Origin of the sequence: Puerhibacterium sp. TATVAM-FAB25, from assembly GCF_046535855.1 — a bacterium.
GTDB classification, from domain to species: Bacteria; Actinomycetota; Actinomycetes; order Actinomycetales; family Cellulomonadaceae; genus Puerhibacterium; species Puerhibacterium variabilis_A.
In genome coordinates, this window is sequence record NZ_JAXUAK010000013.1 from 58,550 (window position 1) to 73,986 (window position 15,437).

Consider the following 15,437-nt stretch of genomic DNA (forward strand, 5'->3'; position numbering starts at 1 on the left):
CGAGGCGGCCACAGCTCAGGTCTCGGCGCAGGTCGACGGCCTGCGAGCGCGCCCGAGCCGTGCCAGCCTCCGCCCATGACGACCGACGCCACGCAGCACAGCGCGACCGACCCGCAGACCCGGCTGTCGCGCTCGGTGAGCGGCAAGCTGCTGTACCTGTTCATCCTCGGCGACGTGCTCGGCGCCGGCGTCTACGCCCTCGTCGGCGAGATGGCCGGGGAGGTGGGCGGCGCCGTCTGGCTGCCGCTGCTCGTCGCGCTCGGCCTGGCCCTGCTCACCGCCGGCTCGTACGCCGAGCTGGTCACCAAGTACCCGCGGGCCGGCGGCGCGGCGGTGTTCGCCGAGCGTGCGTACAAGCAGCCGGTGATCTCGTTCCTGGTCGGCTTCTCCATGCTCGCCGCGGGCGTCACCAGCGCGGCCGGCCTGTCCCTCGCGTTCGCCGGGGACTACTTCGGGGCGTTCGTGGACGCGCCCCAGCGGCTGGTCGCGGTGCTGTTCCTCGTCGCCGTCGCCGCGCTCAACATGCGCGGCATCCGCGAGTCGCTGCGCGCCAACGTGGCCATGACGGTCATCGAGGTCGGCGGCCTCGTCACGGTCGTCGTGCTCGCGCTCATGGTGCTCGGCCGCGGCGACGGCGAGCCCGGCCGGGTCGGCCAGCTCGCCGAGGGCGTCGCGCCCGGCACGGCCGTGCTCGGCGCCGCCGTGCTGGCGTACTACTCGTTCGTCGGGTTCGAGACCTCGGCCAACGTGGTGGAGGAGGTCAAGGACGTGCGCCGGGTCTACCCCCGGGCGCTGTTCGGCGCGCTCCTCACCGCCGGCGTGGTCTACGTGCTCGTGAGCGTCGCGGCCGTCATCGTCGTCGAGCCCGAGACCCTCGCCGGCTCGAGCGGCCCGCTGCTCGAGGTCGTCGCCGCCGCCGGCGTCGTCCCCGAGCAGGTGTTCTCCCTGGTCGCGCTCATCGCCGTGGCCAACGGCGCGCTGCTGACCATGATCATGTCGAGCCGCCTGGCGTACGGGATGGCGGAGCAGCAGCTGCTGCCCACCGTGCTGGGCCGCGTGCTCCCCCGGCGCAGGACGCCGTGGGTCGCTATCGTCGCCACCACGCTCGTGGCCATGGCGCTGGTCTTCACCGGCGACCTCGCGGCGCTGGCCGAGACCGTGGTGCTCCTGCTGCTGCTCGTCTTCCTCAGCACCAACGTCTCGGTGCTGGTGCTGCGCCGCGACACGGTCGAGCGGCCGCACTTCCGCGTGCTCAGCGTGGTGCCGGTGCTCGGCGCCGCGAGCTGCGTGCTGCTGCTGACCCAGCAGGACGGCACCACGTGGCTGCGCGCCGGCGTGCTGCTGGCGGTCGGCGTCGTCCTCTACGTGATCATGCGGATCACCCGCCGGTCGCGGGGCGCCGACGCGACGCCGGGCACCGCCGTCCGCGCCGACTGACACCCCTCCCCTCGCCGAGACCTGACTTGTGGCCGCCTCCGACACCTCGGAGGCGGCCACAAGTCAGGTCTCGGCGCTCGTCCACCGGGGCTCGCGGCGCCCGCCGGCCGGCGCGTCAGCGCGCGTGCTCGACGCAGCGGGTGGCCGCCGGGCGCGCCTCGAGCCGCCCCGGCGGGATCGGGCGGCCGCACACCTCGCAGCGGCCGTAGGTGCCGGCGTCCACCCGGGCCAGCGCGGCGAGCAGCCGCTCGCGCTCGGCCGCCGCGCCCGTGGCTAGGGCCGCCGCCTGCTGCCGCTCCCACGCCAGGGTCGAGCCCTCGGGGTCGTGCTCGTCGTCGGCGTTCGCGTCCCGCCCGGACTCGGCGATCTCCGCCGCGAGCGCGGACTGCCCGGCCAGCAGCCGCTCGACGTCGGCGAGCCGGGCGTGCAGCCGCTCGCGCGCCCGGGGCAGGTCCACGCCGTCGTCCGTCACGGGCCCATCGTGCCCGGCCGACGCCCGGCGGGCGCGGCCACGCGCGCAGCACCGCGCCCGCGGCGGGCGGCGCCGACGACGGACGTGGTGCGCCGGCGTGCCCCAGCGCCGGCGTGCCTCAGCGCCCGGGGCCGGCGCGGCCGCCCGGCGTGTCGTCGTCGCGCGCGTAGAGCTCCGGCTCGGGGGCGCCGACGGTCTGCGGCGGGGCCTCCGCGGGCGCGGAGGCGTCGACGTACATGGGCCGCAGTCGGGCCCACACCGCGAACACGATCGCCGCGGCGACAAGGGCGATGCCCGTCCACAGGTTCGCGTGGATGCCGCCGGTCTTGTCCAGCTCCGGGTCGGCCACCGCCGCGACGATGAGGAGGAATATGCCGATGAGGCCGAGGGCCACGGCGATGAAGTACCGCACGTCGAACGCGCCCACGGTGCGTCGTGCTGACGTCGGGCCGACGGATGCCATGGTCGTCTCCTTCCGAGGTCAGCCGAACAGCAGGTTGAGGCCGATGACGAGGGCGAGGGACACGCCGGCCATCGGCACCGGGCGCTGGTACCACGGGTGCCGCGAGGCCTCCGGGTCGGTGCGGCGCTCCTTCGGGGTCAGCGAGTACACGAAGCCGACGAGATCCTTCTCCGGCTTGGGCGCGGTGAACTGCGTGACCACCACGGACACGACGATGTCGACCACGAACGCCGTGGACGCTGCGACGAAGGAGAGCCCCTGGTTGGACAGGTCGAGCACTTCCATCCGGCCGAGGATGAACACCACGACGGCGGACAGCGTGCCGAAGACCAGGCCGGACCAGCCGGCCGCCGCCGTCATCCGCTTCCAGAACATGCCGAGGATGAACGTGGCGAACAGCGGAGCGTTGAAGAAGCTGAAGAGCGTCTGCAGGTAGTCCATGAGATTGGAGAACCCGCCGGCGATCAGCGCGGTGAAGATCGCCACGATGGTCGCGATGACCGTGGCGATGCGCCCCAGCTGCAGGTAGTAGCGGTCGGGCTTGTCCTGCTGGACGTACCGCTGCCAGATGTCGTAGGTGAACACGGTGTTGAAGGCGGAGACGTTCGCCGCCATGCCGGCCATGAACGCCGCCAGCAGGCCCGTGATGGCCAGGCCCAGCAGACCGTTGGGCATGACGTCGCGCATCAGGTAGATCAGCGCCTGGTTCCATGTCACCTCGCCGCCGGACGGGCCTCCCGCCTCCTTGTACTGGATCATCTCCGGGACGAGGACGGCCGAGATGAGGCCCGGGATGATGACGATGAACGGCACGAACATCTTGGGGAACGTGCCGATGATCGGCGTCATCCGGGAGGCGCGGATCGAGTTCGACGCCATCGCTCGCTGGACCTCGACGAAGTTGGTGGTCCAGTAGCCGAAGGACAGCACGAAGCCGAGGCCGAACACGAAGCCGATGATCGACAGCACCGGGTTCTCGATGCCCGACAGGTTCGAGCCCGGCCAGGAGGACAGCTGCTCGGCGCCGCCGCCCGCGGAGGCAGACACGCGCTCGACGAAGCCGTCCCAGCCGCCCACGCGGTTGAGGCCGATCAGCAGCAGCGGGAGCAGCGCGGCGACGATGACGAAGAACTGCAGCACCTCGTTGTAGATGGCTGCGGACAGCCCGCCGAGCGTGATGTAGGACAGCACGATCGCCGCGGCGATGATGAGCGTGACCCACATCGGCCAGCCGAGCATCGCGTTGACGATGGTGCCCAGCAGGTACAGGTTCACGCCCGCGATGAGCAGCTGGGCGAGGGCGAAGGAGATGGCGTTGACGAGGTGCGCCGCCTTCCCGAACCGCTTGAGCATGAACTCCGGGACCGACCGCACCCGGGAGCCGTAGTAGAACGGCATCATCACCAGGCCGAGGAACAGCATGGCGGGGATGGCGCCGACCCAGAAGTAGTGCACGGTCGGGATGCCGTACTGGGCGCCGTTCGCCGACATGCCCATGATCTCGACGGCGCCCAGGTTGGCGGAGACGAACGCCAGGCCGGTGATCCAGGCCGGCAGGGAGCGCCCCGACAGCAGGAAGTCGATGGCGTTCGAGACGTGCCGGCGACCGAGGAAGCCGATGCCGAGCACGAGCGTGAAGTAGATGACCAGGGGGACGTAGTCGTACCAGGCCACGTCGATGATCGTGTCCACGAGCAGCCTTCCTTCCCGGTCGACGACACCGGTGGCTGCGCTGCGGCGACGGCGTCATCGGCTCACGAGCGGCGCGGGTCCCTGCGGCCCACCTCTCCATGGTGGACCTGCCCCTCAGAGGCCGCGCGCGGGCGCCTGCCGCGGGGTGGGCAGGCTCCGGTCAGAGCGTCCGGTGGGTCCAGCGGCCGGCGAGGAGGGTGCCCGCCACGGGCATCGCGCGCAGGTCGGTGGCGGCGTCCAGCGGGTCGGCGTCGAGCACGGCGAGGTCGGCAGGCATGCCGGCCGCGAGCGCCAGGGGGGCGCCGTCGACGGACGCCTCGAGCGCCGGCACGACGCCGATGCGCTGCTCGGGGTGCCACGGCGCGCGCCCGTCGCGCGAGCGCGTCACCGCCGCCGCGACCGCCTGCCACGGGTCGAGCGGCGCCACTGGCGCGTCCGAGCCGAGCACGATCCGCACGCCCGCGGCGAGCATCGTCGCGAGCGGCATGTTGCGGTCGGTGCGCCCGGCCCACAGCCGGTCGGCGACGTCGCGGTCGTCCATGGCGTGCTCCGGCTGCACGCTGGCGACGACACCGAGCGCGGCGAACCGCTCGACGTCCTGCCACCGCAGCAGCTGGGCGTGCTCCACCGAGCCGCGCGCGCCGGTGGCCGCGAACGCGTCGAGGGCCAGGGTGTTCGCGCGGTCGCCGATGGCGTGGATCGCGCAGCGCAGCCCGGCGGCGTGGGCGCGCGCCATGACCGGCACCAGGTGCTCGGGCGCCACGTTGAGCACGCCGTGCGCGTCCGGGCCGGTGGAGCCGGCGTACGGCTCGAAGCAGCAGGCCGTGCGGGTGTTGAGCGAGCCGTCGCTGATGACCTTGAACGGCCCCTGGGTGACCAGCGCGCCGTGCCGGGTGTCCCCGGCGAGCGGGTCCCCGGTGCGCAGCCCCTCGGCGAGCACCGCGTCGAGGTGCTGCTCCCACACGCCCGCGCGCACCCGCAGCCCGTCCCAGCCGGCGGCCAGGCGGCGGCGCCAGACGGCGAGGTTGTCGGCGAGCTCCAGGTCGACGACGCCGACGACGCCGCGCGCCGCGGCGGCCCGGGCGGCGTCGGCCACGAGCGCGTCGGTGACGTCGTCGGGCACGGCCACCAGCCGCGGGCTGGCGGGCATCCACTCCTCCTCGCGCAGCAGCCCGGTGGGGTGCTCGACGCCGAGGAACCGCAGGCCCGCGCTGCTGGCCCACGCCGAGTGCAGGTCGCCGGAGACGAGCACCACCGGCACCTCGCCGGCGACGGCGTCGAGCACGTCCGCCCTCGGCTCCTGCGCCCAGGCGGCCCACCGGAAGCCGAACCCGACCAGCGGCCGGCCCGGCGCGGGCGCGGTGGCCGGGTCGGCCAGCCCCGCACGCACGAGCGCGGCGGCGTGCTGCGGCGACGACGCCGCGGACACGTCCAGGCGCCGGCGCACCAGGGCCCACTGCGTCAGGTGCGTGTGCTGGTCCCACAGGCCGGGGACGAGCGTGCGCCCGTCCAGCGCGACCCGCTCCGGCGCGCCGACGTCGGGCCCGGTGGCCGCGGTGCCGGCGGGGACGACGGCGCTCACGGCGCCGTCGTCGACGCGCACGTCGACGAGGCCGTCGCGCCCGAGCACGCGGGCGCCGGTCAGCAGGAGCGAGGCGGTCACCGGCACACCGTAGCCGCGCCCGCGGAGGTCCTCGGACCGGGCGTGCTCAGACCAGCAGGCCGCCGAGCGCGGACAGCCCGACGGCGAGCGCCGCCGCCGCGGCGAGGACGGCGAAGGCGCGCGACTCGGTGCGCGGGCGCACGGTGGTGGACAGCGGCAGGTCGGCGGTCGTCGAGGTCATGGCTCGACGCTACGGACGCCCGCCCGGGCGCCGCGTCGCCGCCCGGGCGGATCTCCCCGGCGGCGTGTCCGACCCTGGGTGGACACCCGGTTCCGCCCGGCGGGCGAGCGTCCCGGGCCCGACCCACCCTGGCGGCATGGCCGGTGGGCTCCCGGACGAGCGCGTGCGGCCGGCGCTGAGCCTGCAGCGCTGGGACCGCGTGGCGTTCGTGCACTGGCGCTACCGCCCTGACGAGCTCCGCCCGCTGCTGCCGCCCGGGGTGCGGCTGCAGGTGGTCGACGGGTCCGCGTGGGTGGGGCTGGTCCCGCTCGTCCTGCACCTGCGCGTCCCCGGACTGCCGGCGCCGGGCTGGGCGACGTTCGCCGAGGTCAACGTGCGCACGTACGTCACGGACGGCGAGCACGACGGGCTGGTGTTCCTGCGGGTCCACTGCGCGCGGCGGCTCGTGGTGGCCGCGCTGCGGGCCGGGCTGGGCCTGCCCTACGCGTACGTGCCGGGCAGGGCCGGCACGCGGGCCGGCGTGACGACCTGGGCGATGACCGGCACGCGGGTCGCGGTGGAGGCCGGGACGCCCGCCGCGCCGGACCCGCTGCTGACCGCGCTGACCGCCCGGTTCTCGGCCTTCACCCGCCACGTCGGCGCCACCTGGCGAGTGCCGGTGGAGCACCCGCCGTGGCCGCTGCACGAGGCCCGGGTGCTGCGGCTGCGCACGGACGCGCTGCGCCGCGCCGGCCTGCCCGACCCGCGGGACGAGCGCCCGCTGGCGCACTGGTCGCCCGGCGTGGACGTCCGGGTGGGCGCCCCGCGCCCGGCGGCGCCGGGGCGGGTGGCGCTCTGAGCGCCGGCCGCCGTCACTCGCAGGCGACGCCGTCGCCGTCGCCGTCCATCGCCTCGCGGTAGCCCGGCTCGCCGCGGTGCAACGGGGCGGCGCCGGCGGCGCGCGCCTCGGAGCACCCGGCGTAGGAGACGGCGGGCTCCTCGGCGGGGGCCGCGGGCGACGGTGCCGCGGACGACGGTGCGGCGCTCGCGGCGCCGCGCAGGCCGCCGGCCGGCAGCGGCTCGTCCGGGCAGCCGGACAGCACGGCGACCATCGCGTCCTGCTCCGCCTGGGTGACCCACAGCCCGTACAGCTGCTTCACGGCCACCTGCCGCGCCACGTACTCGCAGCGGAAGGAGCGGTTCGGCGGCAGCCAGGTCGCGGTGTCGCCGTCGCCCTTCGACTGGTTGACCGACCCCTTGGACGCCATGAGGTTGAGGGGGTCGTTGGCGAACGACTGCCGCGTGGCGGCGTCCCACTGCTGGGCGCCCTTCTGCCAGGCGTCCGACAGCGCGACGACGTGGTCGATCTGCACCATCGCGCTGGTGTCCTGCCCGCGCTCGAACGCGATCGTCTCGCCGGAGTACGGGTCGTGGAACGTGCCCGTGAGGATGACGCAGTCCTGCGTGCCGGCCTTCGCGGTGACGTCCACGAGGTCGCGGCGCAGGACGTCGTTGCGCTGGTCGCAGCCGTTGTGGTCGACGTCGGCCCACGCGGCCCCGAAGTTGGCGCGGTCGTAGCCGGTCTTCGGCGCGCGGCCCTTGACGGTGAGCTCCCGGGCGGCCGCGAGCGCCGGGCCTGCGTCGGGCGTCGTCGTCCCGGCGGACGCGCCGGCGGACGCGTCGGGCGACGATGACGGCGCGCTCGGCGTCGCCGTGCCGCCGACCTGCGGCGACACGTCGGCAGGGGAACCCGCCGAGGTCTCGACGGCGCACCCGCCCAGCGCGAGGAGCGCGGCGACGCCGGCGCCCAGCAGGCGGGCGACGGGGCGGCGGGCGGCCGAGGTGGTGGCGGATCGGGTGGAGCGGGTGGTGCGGGACGCGGTCACGGGGTCCTCTCGGGCGGGCGGCGGGCGCGACCCCCTACTCTCTCGCGCCGTGCGCCCGCCCCGGCACCGCCGGCCGGGTGACGTGCCGCACGCCGCTCAGGAGCAGTCGCCGGCTCCCGGGCCGGTGCGGACCCACGAGGGAAGGTCCGCCCGGAAGGCCTCCGCCACGGCGGGGTCCCCGCTGAGGGACCAGCGCACCTGCGCGTCCACCTCCACCTCGTGCTTGTCCCAGTCGAACCAGTTGACCAGCCGCAGGTCCGGGAAGCGCACGTGGACGTCGTCCGAGAAGACCTGGCGCCACCAGGTCCGCTTGATCTCGAGCGCGAGGTCCGGGTCGGCGTCCGCGGTGACGAACGCGGCGGTCTCCGGGATGGCGAGCGGCTTGCCGTGCTCGTCGGTGTACGTCGCGTAGAAGTCCGGGAGGTTGCGGTCGTCGCCGCCGAGCCCGTCGTAGGTCCCGGTGAGCTGCGCCGCGAACTTGCCCTCCTCGGGGACCTCGTCCTCGCCCCAGGGGTACGTGCTGCCCCAGTGGTAGAGCGACATGCCCACCCAGTCCACCGCGTCGTCGCCCGGGTAGTACGGGGCGTACGGGTCGTCCGCCTGGGTCAGCTCGCCGTCGCCGTCGACGTCCAGGCGGTCGCCGTCGGCGGTGCCGACCTCGGCGGCGTGCCGGCCGCCCGCGAACGGGTACCCGCCGCCGTAGTTCGGCGCCCAGAGCATCTGGGACGCCGGGGCCCCGTCATGGACGGCGGCGGCGACCCGCCGGAACGTCGCGACGTAGGCCTCGGGCTGCTGTCCCCAGGCGTACCAGGAGCCGTTCATCTCGTGCGCGAAGCGGACCAGCACCGGCACCCCCGTGGCGTTGATCTCGGCGAGCAGCTCGGTGAGGTCGGCGATCGACCCGTCCGTGACCGCCGCCAGCCCGTCGTGCGGCTCGAGGGTCAGCATCAGCACGCCGCCGGTGGCCCCGACCTGCTCGGCGGCGGCCGTGACGTTCTGCGCGTCCGTGGCGGTCAGAGGCATCCCGACGAAGGACACGGCCGCCCCCGGGACCAGCTGCGTCGCGTCGGTGAACTGCTCGAGCGTCTCGGAGCCCCAGTCGGGGTTGACGCCGAACGTGACCTGCCCCGCGGGCAGCGCGGCGTCCGGCGGGATCGCGGGGCAGGGGGTGGGCGAGGCCGACGACGAGGCCGGCGCCTGCCCCACGTCGTCCGCGGCGCCGCACCCCGCCACGGCGAGCCCGCCGAGGGCGAGGCTCGCGGCGAGTGCGGTCAGGTTCCGGCCGGGACGGCGGGTCGAGATGGCGGGGCGGGGCACGTCACTCCTTCGTCGGGTGCGTCGGGTCCGGCTCACGCCGCAGCGCGATCACGGTGAGGTCGTCCTCCTGGGGCCCCGCGGCCGCGGCCAGCGCGACGACGGCGTCGGCCGCCTCGCGCGCCGAGCCCGCGCCACGCAGCGCGGGCTCGAACCGCCGGAGGCTGTCCACCGAGCCGCCGGCGGCGTCCAGGACGCCGTCGGAGAAGATCAGCAGCACGTCGCCGGGGCCGACGTGCACGGTCGCGGCCTCGCGCGCCGACCCGAAGCCGACGCCGAGCGGCGGGCCGAGGGCGAGCAGGCGCTCGGCCGTTCCGTCCGCGCGCAGGAGGAAGCTCAGCCCGTGGCCGGCGTCGCCGTAGGTCACGAGCCCGCTCGCCGGGTCGAGGTGGGCGCGGAAGGCGGTGACGAACGCGGCGGCGTTGACCAGGTCGTCCGCCATCGCGTCCTCGGTGCCGGCCAGGGTGCCGGCCACGTCGGCGCCGCGCGCGTGGGCCTGCAGGGTGGCTCGGGTCGACGCCGCGAGGATCGCGGCCGCGGGGCCCTTGCCCATGACGTCGGCGAGCGTGACCACGAGCCCGCCGCCGTCCGCCTGCCAGTCGTAGAAGTCACCGCCGACGGACCGGGCGGGCACGAAGCGGGCCGCCAGCTCGTAGCCCGGCACCTCCGGCGCGCGGGCAGGCAGCAGGCTCGCCTGCATCGCCGCCGCCCGGCGGAGCTCCTGGCGCTCGGAGGTGACGTCGCGCATCACCGTCACCACGCCGCCGCCGCTGGCCGCGGGCAGGCGGGCGGTGGTGAAGGTGACGATGCGGGACGTGGAGGCCGCGGGCGGGCGCACCAGCAGGTCCGTCTCGGTGACCTCCTCGCCGGCGAGCGCCCGGCGGAACGGGAGCTCCTCGGGCGGCAGCGGCGAGCCGTCGAGGCGGCGCAGCCCCGCGAGGTCCTCGCCGTCGGCGGCGGGCCCGGCCGCGGTCCCGCCGAGCAGCAGCCGCGTGGCCGCCGGGTTCCGCACGACCAGCCGGCCGGCCGCGTCCACGACGCGCACGCCCTCCGCCATCGTGTCGACGATCGTGGTCAGCAGCGCCGCCTGCGCCTGCGCGGCGTCGCGCGTCGCCGACAGGTCGCGCAGCAGCCGGTCGCGGTCGTCGGTGGCCAGGGCCAGCGAGAGGGCGAGCACGCAGGCGAGCCCCACGTAGAGCTGCGCCACCGCGACCTGCGACGTCGGGGAGGGCATGCCCACGAAGGGGCCGACGCCGTGGGCGGTGAGCGCCACGACGGCGGAGGCGACCACCGTGTTGTGCACGGTGACCACCGGCGACGGCAGCCGCACCCCCGCCCAGACCGACAGCGCGATGAGCGGGAACACGAGCACGATCTCGCCCAGGGCGATGAACCAGGCGACGTAGACCACGGGTGTCAGCACCAGGACCACCGCCCACTCGGCCGGCCGCGCCCGGCGGACCTGGCCCGGGGTCGGCAGGCCGGTCCGGGCCCGGCGCAACCAGGCACCGAGCACGAGGCCCACCGTGCCGACCACCACCACGGCGCCGCCGTTGCGGGCGCACCACAGCAGCAGCACCTCCCACGACCAGGTGCCCGAGTCCAGCCAGACGGCGAGGCCGGTGAGAGGCGCGGAGGCCAGCGCGCCGGCCGCCACGGCGGCGAGGAACCACCCGAGCTCGGCGTGAGGCAGGGCCCGCGTCCCGCGGCCCGCCCAGACCCGGCGGCAGCCGCGGGCCATCACGGCGCAGGTGACCACGGTCTCGACCACGGTCGCCAGCGCGCCCACCGCGGCGCGCTCCGGGCTCGCGCCGGTGGCGGCCACCACGGCGGCCGTGGCGCCGAAGAGCACCACGACGTCGAGCCAGGGCCAGGGCCGCCGGGCGCGGGCCAGCAGCCAGAGCACCCCCACGCCGGCGGCGGGCCACACGAGGCTCACGTTCGAGTCGGGAAGGACCGTGAGCCGGCCCAGGACCGCGGCCACCACGTACGCGGCCGCGAAGGCGGCCAGGAGCCCCAGGTCTCCCCTGGTCGGCACCCCGCCGCGCGACGGCGTCCGCCGCCCTGCACCCCCTGCCACCACGTCCCCCGCTCCTCGTCCGCACCGGCAGCCTAGGGGCTGCGGGCGCACGGCACAGCGCGAAGGGGGCGTCTTGTGGCAGGTCAGCGGCACGGCCGCTACCTTCACGGCATGGGGGGCATGCACCGGCGCGCAGCAGCCGCCGAACCACGTGACGTCCGGCTCCTGCTGCTGCGGATCGTCGCGCTGCTGACCATGGTGCTCGGCGTCAACTACGTCGTGTGGCGCTGGCTCGAGTCGGTGAACTGGAGCGCCTGGTGGATCGCCGTGCCGCTGGTGATCGCCGAGACGTACAGCTTCATCGACGTCGGTCTCTTCGCCATCACCATGTGGCGCGCGCGGCGGCGGCCGGAGCCGCCGGCGCCGGCCGAGGACGCCACGGTCGACGTGTTCGTCACGACGTATAACGAGCCGATCGACCTGGTGATGCACACCGCCGTGGCCGCCCGCGCGATCCGCTTCCCGCACCGCACCTGGGTGCTGGACGACGGCGCGCGGCCGGAGCTGGAGCAGGCCGCCCGCGCGGCCGGGATCGGCTACATCGTGCGGTCCGCGGACTGGCAGGACCGGCCGCGGCACGCGAAGGCCGGCAACCTCAACAACGCGCTGTTCCAGACCGACGGGGAGTTCCTGCTCATCCTGGACGCCGACCAGGTGCCCGACCCGAGCATCCTGGACCGGACGCTCGGGTACTTCCGCGACCCCGAGGTCGCCCTCGTGCAGACCCCGCAGTACTTCACCAACGTGCCCGACGCCGACCCGCTCGGCAGCCAGGCGCCGCTGTTCTACGGCCCCATCCAGCAGGGCAAGGACGGCTGGAACGCCGCGTTCTTCTGCGGGTCCAACGCCGTGCTGCGGCGCGAGGCGCTCATGCGCCTGGGCATCGTCGGGTACGTGCGCGAGACCGAGACCTCGGTCCGCGAGGCGCTCACCGCCGCCCGCCGGATGCTCGCCAAGGCCCGGCGCCGCGCCACCGACCCGGCGCAGGCGCAGGCCCTGGAGACCCTCGAGAACGGGGCGCGCGACGCGCTGGCGCGGATGCGCGCCGGGGAGCCGGTCGCCGAGGTCACGTACGGCTTCCAGCGGCAGGTCGACGCCGCGTCCGCCGCGCTGGTCACGGCGGACGCCGCGCAGATGGCCGAGGACCTGCGGGCCATCGCCGCGCTGCCGGTGCAGCGCGACAGCGAGCTGGACGCCGTCGTCGTCGACGAGCAGGCGCTCGCCCGCCTCGCCGAGCGCGACTGGACGCCGCTCGGGGCGATCGAGTCCGTCCAGGCGCTGATCAGGGCTGTCGACGTCGACCGCTCCGCGGAGGCCCAGGCAATCATGCCGCTGGCGACGATCTCGGTGACGGAGGACATGGCCACGGCCATGCACCTGCACGCGCAGGGCTGGCGGTCGGTGTACCACCACGAGCGGCTCGCCCTCGGCCTCGCGCCGGAGGACCTGAGCACGATGATCACGCAGCGGCTGCGGTGGGCCCAGGGCACCCTGCAGGTGCTGCTCAAGCAGAACCCGCTGCGGCTGCGGGGCCTGACCGGCGGCCAGCGGCTCATGTACTTCGCGACGATGTGGTCCTACCTGTCCGGCTTCACCGCCGTCGTGTACCTCGCCGCGCCGATCATCTTCCTGTGCTTCGGCGTGCTGCCGGTCACCGCGTGGTCGGTCGACTTCTTCGCCCGCTTCATCCCCTTCCAGATCGCGAGCCAGCTGCTGTTCCTCGTCGCGGCGCACGGCGTGCGCACGTGGCGCGGCCAGCAGTACAGCCTGGCGCTGTTCCCGGTGTGGATCCGCGCCACCGTCACCGCCGCGGCGAACGTGTGGTTCGGCCGCCCGCTGGGCTTCGCCGTGACCCCCAAGGTCCGCGGCAGCAACCGCGGCGCCTGGCGCCTCGTGCGGCCGCAGCTGGTCGCGATGGCGCTGCTCGTGGTGGCCGCGGTGGTCGGCATCGTCCGCGCCGGGATGGGGCTGGCGCCGTGGGTGGGCACCACCGTCAACCTGCTGTGGGTCGCCTACGACCTGGTCGTGCTGAGCGTGATCATCAGCGCCCTGCGGTACCGCGGGTACCAGGGCGCAGGAGAGGAGAGCTAGATGGAGTTCCGGGTCGAGGACGTCGAGGACGGGGCCACCGTCATCGCGCCGCAGGGGCGTCTCACCATGACGTCGGCCGGCGAGCTCAAGGCGCTGGTGGACCGGTCGGTCTCGCGCGGCCGCCCGATGGTGGTCGTGGACCTCGCGGAGACCACCTTCATGGACTCCTCGGGGCTCGGGGCCCTGGTGGGCGGCCTGCGCGCCACGCGGACCGCGGGCGGCGACCTGCGCATCGCGCGGCCGACCCCGCAGGTGGTCACCGTCCTGGAGCTCACGACGATGGACCGTGTGCTCCAGCCCCGCACCAGCGTCGAGGAGGCCCTCCGTGCCGGCTGAGACCGAGCCCGTCACCGTGCGCCTCGAGGGGCCGGCCGACGGCGAGCTCCTCGACGCGGTCCACGAGAGCGTGGCGCAGCTGTGGGCGGCGGCGCCCGACGTGCCCGACACCGACCGCATGCTCTTCGAGATCGCCCTCGTCGAGGTCGTCGCGAACGTCGTGCAGCACGCGGTCCCGGTCGCCGAGGGCGTCCACGTCGAGGTCGACCTCACCGCCGGCGGCGGCGGCGTGCAGGCCGAGGTGACGGACGACGGCGCGGCCACGCCCGTCGACCTCGACCGCGCCCTGCCCGCCGACACGTCGACGAGCGGCCGCGGGCTGGCGCTGATCCAGCGGACGGTGGACCGGTTCACGTTCGAGCGCACGGGCGACCGGAACGTGTGGCGGCTCGTGCGGGGCTACGTCCTGCAGGGCTGAACCGGACGCGTGCTGCTGAGCGGCGTGCCGCTCGGGGGGTGCCGCTCAGCGGTGCGCCTCGACCCAGGCGGTGAGGGCGTCGCGCACGAAGGCGGCGCCCTCGGGGCCGCCGTAGCTGGCCGCGAACCGCTCGTCGGCGACGTACATCTCCGCCAGGCCGAGCACGTACTCGGCCGGCGGACGCCCCTCGGCGTGCCCCGGCGTGCCGGGGATGCCGGCCAGCCAGGCCGCGTGCCGCCCGGCGAGCGCCTGCGCCCGCTCCCCCGCGGGGTCCGCGCCGTCCCGCCAGGCGCCTGCCAGTCGGCGTTGAGCTCGCCCACCTCGCGCAGGAACTCCTGCTGCTGCTCGGCACCGAGCCCGCGCCACCACGCGTCGCCGCGGGCGTACGCGTCGCGGCCCCAGCGCTGCTCGACCTCCTCCCGGTGCTCGGTGTGGTCGAACCCGTCCAGCATGTCGGCGGCCATGATCGTCTCCCTGTCGTCGTCCCCGGTGCCCGGGCCGGTCTCCAGCGCCACGAGGGTGCGGCGCACGGACCTGATCTGGCGGTCGATCCGGTCGCGCTCGCGGCGCAGCCCGTCGAGGTGGTCGCGCAGGGCGCGGGCCTCGTCGGCCTGCTCGCTGAGCACGCGGCCCACGGCCTCGAGCCCGAGCCCGAGCTCGCGCAGCAGCAGGATGCGCTGCAGCCGCACGATCGCCGTGCGGTCGTAGCGACGGGTGCCGCCGGCCGCGACGCGGCTCGGCGGCAGCAGCCCGACGGCGTCGTAGTGCCGCAGGGTGCGGCTCGTGACGCCGGCGAGGCGCGCGACCTCCTGGATCGACCAGTCCATGCCGGCCACCGTAGGAGTTGACGCTGCGTCAACCGCAAGGGGGTTCGGGCGGCCGTCCGTCGCTCGGGGCGGAGCCGCGGGTCAGAGCCCGGCGGGGGGCACGGACCGCCAACCCGGCAGCACCCGGTCGAGGGCCTGCCCGAGCTCGATGGAGTCACCGTCCTTGCCGCCCGCGCCGAGCACGAGCGGGGGCCGCTGCGGGCGCGGGTGCACGCCGCGCAGGCGGTCGACGACGGACAGCGGCGCCGTGAGCACGTAGAACTCGGCGTCGGTGCCGACGGCGGCGGTGCGGTCGACCCGCAGGTACCAGCCGCGCAGCGGCGTGCGCGCCTCGCCGCGCCCGCCGTACCCGCGCACGCGCAGCGGCTCCGGCTCGAGGCCCACCCGCCGCGCGACGTCGACGAACGCCTCGAGCATCGCGGCGGCGTGGGCGTGCTCGGCGTCCTGCTTCGCGCGCAGCCGCTCGGCCTTGACCTGCGCCGCCTCGGTGCGTCGCTGCGCCCAGTCGTCCCGGCGTGTCTGCTCGCTGCTCTGCTCGCCCACGGCCCCAGTCTTCCAGCGGGGCCGGTCGCACGTGCAGTGGTTGCCGCCGCGCGCT

The 15,437-nt window shown here is 75.4% G+C and carries 14 protein-coding genes and 1 pseudogene; 5 read left to right on the forward strand and 10 right to left on the reverse strand.

What is annotated here, in order from left to right; all coding sequences use genetic code 11:
* The first annotated feature begins 75 nt into the window (after positions 1 to 75).
* Positions 76 to 1,437, forward strand: coding sequence for an APC family permease (locus tag U5M74_RS12420; RefSeq protein WP_410909256.1), 1,362 nt, complete (start codon positions 76 to 78; stop codon positions 1,435 to 1,437).
* A 115-nt stretch (positions 1,438 to 1,552) separates the two neighbouring features.
* Here U5M74_RS12420 and U5M74_RS12425 read toward each other — a convergent pair whose 3' ends face one another.
* The 5 genes from U5M74_RS12425 to U5M74_RS12445 form a co-directional block, all read right to left on the reverse strand.
* Positions 1,553 to 1,909 (reverse strand): TraR/DksA family transcriptional regulator, encoded by a 357-nt coding sequence (locus tag U5M74_RS12425; RefSeq protein WP_410909257.1) that lies wholly within the window; start codon positions 1,907 to 1,909, stop codon positions 1,553 to 1,555.
* Positions 1,910 to 2,027: 118 nt separating this feature from the next.
* Positions 2,028 to 2,372 (reverse strand): hypothetical protein, encoded by a 345-nt coding sequence (locus U5M74_RS12430; protein WP_410909258.1) that lies wholly within the window; start codon positions 2,370 to 2,372, stop codon positions 2,028 to 2,030.
* Between the two features lie 18 nt (positions 2,373 to 2,390).
* Positions 2,391 to 4,070 (reverse strand): sodium:solute symporter family protein, encoded by a 1,680-nt coding sequence (locus tag U5M74_RS12435; RefSeq protein ID WP_410909290.1) that lies wholly within the window; start codon positions 4,068 to 4,070, stop codon positions 2,391 to 2,393.
* 154 nt (positions 4,071 to 4,224) lie between these two features.
* Positions 4,225 to 5,733 (reverse strand): amidohydrolase, encoded by a 1,509-nt coding sequence (locus U5M74_RS12440; protein ID WP_410909259.1) that lies wholly within the window; start codon positions 5,731 to 5,733, stop codon positions 4,225 to 4,227.
* Positions 5,734 to 5,773: 40 nt separating this feature from the next.
* Entirely contained in the window at positions 5,774 to 5,908 is a 135-nt protein-coding gene (locus U5M74_RS12445) for a hypothetical protein (RefSeq protein WP_290438896.1), read from the reverse strand.
* Between the two features lie 136 nt (positions 5,909 to 6,044).
* Between U5M74_RS12445 and U5M74_RS12450 the strand changes: the two genes are divergently transcribed.
* Positions 6,045 to 6,746, forward strand: coding sequence for a YqjF family protein (locus U5M74_RS12450; protein WP_410909260.1), 702 nt, complete (start codon positions 6,045 to 6,047; stop codon positions 6,744 to 6,746).
* Between the two features lie 13 nt (positions 6,747 to 6,759).
* Here U5M74_RS12450 and U5M74_RS12455 read toward each other — a convergent pair whose 3' ends face one another.
* The 3 genes from U5M74_RS12455 to U5M74_RS12465 all read right to left on the reverse strand — a co-directional run bounded on the left by U5M74_RS12455 (position 6,760) and on the right by U5M74_RS12465 (position 11,125).
* Complete coding sequence (locus tag U5M74_RS12455) at positions 6,760 to 7,773, reverse strand: DUF1524 domain-containing protein (protein ID WP_410909261.1); 1,014 nt, start codon at positions 7,771 to 7,773, stop codon at positions 6,760 to 6,762.
* A gap of 96 nt (positions 7,774 to 7,869) precedes the next feature.
* A complete protein-coding gene (locus U5M74_RS12460) occupies positions 7,870 to 9,090 on the reverse strand; it encodes a glycoside hydrolase family 26 protein (protein WP_410909262.1) in 1,221 nt (406 codons plus the stop codon).
* A 1-nt stretch (position 9,091) separates the two neighbouring features.
* The gene (locus U5M74_RS12465; protein ID WP_410909263.1) at positions 9,092 to 11,125 is read right to left on the reverse strand and encodes a SpoIIE family protein phosphatase; all 2,034 of its coding nucleotides are present in this window, start codon (positions 11,123 to 11,125) and stop codon (positions 9,092 to 9,094) included.
* 162 nt (positions 11,126 to 11,287) lie between these two features.
* Between U5M74_RS12465 and U5M74_RS12470 the strand changes: the two genes are divergently transcribed.
* From U5M74_RS12470 to U5M74_RS12480, 3 genes are read left to right on the forward strand one after another with little or no spacing between them, the layout of a single operon-like run.
* Positions 11,288 to 13,258 carry a glycosyltransferase family 2 protein gene (locus U5M74_RS12470; protein WP_410909291.1) on the forward strand — a complete coding sequence of 657 codons (1,971 nt, stop codon included), beginning with the start codon at positions 11,288 to 11,290 and terminating at the stop codon, positions 13,256 to 13,258.
* A complete protein-coding gene (locus U5M74_RS12475; protein ID WP_410909264.1) occupies positions 13,259 to 13,594 on the forward strand; it encodes an STAS domain-containing protein in 336 nt (111 codons plus the stop codon).
* Positions 13,584 to 14,012 carry an ATP-binding protein gene (locus U5M74_RS12480; RefSeq protein WP_410909265.1) on the forward strand — a complete coding sequence of 143 codons (429 nt, stop codon included), beginning with the start codon at positions 13,584 to 13,586 and terminating at the stop codon, positions 14,010 to 14,012. Before U5M74_RS12475 ends, U5M74_RS12480 begins: the two co-directional genes overlap by 11 nt.
* Before the next feature lie 45 nt (positions 14,013 to 14,057).
* On the opposite strand, the pseudogene U5M74_RS12485 reads toward U5M74_RS12480, so the two are convergent.
* Positions 14,058 to 14,839: pseudogene (locus tag U5M74_RS12485) on the reverse strand (MerR family transcriptional regulator).
* Positions 14,840 to 14,920: 81 nt separating this feature from the next.
* Positions 14,921 to 15,382 carry a hypothetical protein gene (locus U5M74_RS12490; RefSeq protein ID WP_410909266.1) on the reverse strand — a complete coding sequence of 154 codons (462 nt, stop codon included), beginning with the start codon at positions 15,380 to 15,382 and terminating at the stop codon, positions 14,921 to 14,923.
* Positions 15,383 to 15,437: the final 55 nt, after the last annotated feature.